This is a genomic window from Chitinimonas sp. (assembly GCF_041904975.1).
In the GTDB taxonomy this organism is placed as follows: domain Bacteria; phylum Pseudomonadota; class Gammaproteobacteria; order Burkholderiales; family Chitinimonadaceae; genus Chitinimonas.
Window position 1 is genome coordinate 2,246 of record NZ_JAYRLZ010000320.1, and the last position, 2,214, is coordinate 4,459.

The window sequence follows — 2,214 nt, forward strand, 5'->3', positions numbered from 1 at the left end:
TTGTCGTCGCGCCGCTGCTTGGCGATCACGTACAACCGTGGATTACCGAACATACGGCATCCATTCCCGTCCTGGGCCAGCTTTTCAATGGTGCGCCATTCGGCATCGGTATGTTCACCGCCGGCCTGATCCTCGCCATCATGATCATCCCCTTCATTTCGTCGGTGATGCGTGACGTATTCGAGGTCGTTCCTTCCATGCTGAAGGAATCGGCCTATGGCCTCGGCGCCACCACCTGGGAAGTCGTACGCAATGTCGTCCTGCCTTACACCAAGACCGGTGTCATCGGCGGCATCATGCTTGGTCTGGGCCGCGCGCTCGGTGAAACCATGGCGGTAACCTTCGTCATCGGCAACTCTTACGACGCTATCGAATCGCTGTTCCACCCGGGCAACTCCATTGCCTCCATTCTGGCCAATGAATTTGCCGAAGCGCATGACGACCTGCACTTCTCCTCGCTGATCGAATGTGGCCTCATCCTGTTCATCATCACCTTCATTGTCCTGGCCTTGTCGAAACTCTTGCTGATCCAGTTGCGCAAGGGCGAAGGCAGCCACTCCTGACCAGGTGAAGGAAACCATCATGAATAATTCCCTGTATACCCGCCGTCGCATTGTCAATGCCTTCAATCTCACCATGGCCAGCCTTGCCATGCTGTTCGGCCTGTTCTGGCTGGGCTGGATCCTGATCACCCTGTTTCATAACGGTCTGGTGGCGATGCAGCTATCGGTATTCACCCAGATGACACCGCCGCCAGGCAGCGCAGGCGGCTTGGCCAATGCCATCTTCGGCAGCCTGGCCATGGCGTTTTTCGGCACCCTGTTCGGTACCCCAATCGGCATCCTGGCCGGTATCTACCTGGCCGAATACGGTGATGATGGCTGGCTGGCACCTACCGCACGTTTCATCAACGATATCCTGCTATCCGCCCCTTCCATCGTCATCGGCCTGTTCGTCTGGTACGTCTACGTTTCCAAGGTGCATCATTTCTCGGCCTGGGGCGGCGCGTTCGCACTGGGCCTGATCGTTGTGCCGGTGGTACTGCGCACCACCGAGAATATGCTGCGCCTGGTGCCGAGCAGCATGCGCGAAGCGGCCTATGCGCTCGGAACGCCGAAGTGGAAGGTGGTTTCCAGCATCACCTTGCGTGCGTCCAAGGCCGGGGTGCTGACCGGCATCCTGCTGGCGGTATCGCGCATTTCTGGCGAAACGGCGCCACTGCTGTTCACCGCACTGAATAATCAGTTCTTCAGCGCCAATATGAACGGCCCGATGGCCAATCTGCCCAGCGTGATCTTCCAGTTCGCCATGAGCCCCTATGAGGACTGGAAACGCCTCGCCTGGGCTGGCGCACTGATTGTTACGCTGGCGGTGCTGCTGCTCAATATTGTTGCGCGCGTGCTGGTCAAGCGCGAACAGACTTCGTAAAACGCGATTGAAAATCTGCCCTTGCAAGAAAGCTATTTGATGACCACGCCCAACTCCCAAGCCAAGCTCGCCGTTCGTGGCCTGAATTTCTTTTACGGCAATTTCCATGCGCTGAAGAATATTCACCTGGACATCCCGGCCAACAAGGTTACCGCCTTTATCGGCCCATCCGGCTGCGGCAAGTCGACCCTGCTGCGTACCTTCAACCGCATGTATGGTCTCTACCCCAAGCTGCGCGCCGAAGGCCAGATCCTGCTCAATGGCAGCAATATTCTCGACCGCAATGTCGACCTGAACATGCTGCGCGCCAAGGTCGGCATGGTGTTCCAGAAGCCCACGCCGTTCCCGATGTCGATTTACGACAATATTGCCTTTGGCGTGAAACTGTATGAAAACCTCAGCCGCTCCGAGATGGATGACCGGGTCGAATGGGCGCTGACCAAAGCGGCGCTATGGAATGAAGCCAAGGACAAGCTCAAGCAATCCGGCCTTGGCCTGTCCGGCGGCCAGCAGCAGCGCTTGTGCATTGCGCGCGCCGTGGCAGTGAAGCCGGAAGTGGTGTTGCTGGACGAGCCGACCTCGGCACTTGATCCGATTTCGACCGCACACATCGAGGAACTGGTGCATGAACTCAAAGAGGACTACACCATCGCCATCGTGACCCACAATATGCAGCAGGCGGCACGGGTATCGGACTACACCGCCTATATGTACCTGGGCGAGTTGGTGGAAGTCGGTGCAACCGATCAGATCTTTACCAAGCCTGGCAAGAAGGAAACCGAGGAC

Annotated in this window: 3 protein-coding genes; all 3 read left to right on the forward strand. The window is 57.7% G+C overall.

All coding sequences use genetic code 11. From position 1 onward, the window contains the following. Positions 1 to 563 (forward strand): ABC transporter permease subunit (locus ACE3OH_RS19875; RefSeq protein ID WP_374357253.1); only part of this gene is annotated, 563 nt, incomplete at its 5' end. A 19-nt stretch (positions 564 to 582) separates the two neighbouring features. Beyond that, positions 583 to 1,428 carry a phosphate ABC transporter permease PstA gene (gene pstA / locus ACE3OH_RS19880; RefSeq protein ID WP_374357255.1) on the forward strand — a complete coding sequence of 282 codons (846 nt, stop codon included), beginning with the start codon at positions 583 to 585 and terminating at the stop codon, positions 1,426 to 1,428. A 39-nt stretch (positions 1,429 to 1,467) separates the two neighbouring features. Further along, positions 1,468 to 2,214 (forward strand): phosphate ABC transporter ATP-binding protein PstB (gene pstB / locus ACE3OH_RS19885; protein WP_374357257.1); only part of this gene is annotated, 747 nt, incomplete at its 3' end.

Excerpts from the sequence above, each read along its gene's own strand:
- pstA (WP_374357255.1), top strand. The coding sequence starts at position 583 with ATGAATAATTCCCTGTATACCCGCCGTCGCATTGTCAATGCCTTCAAT.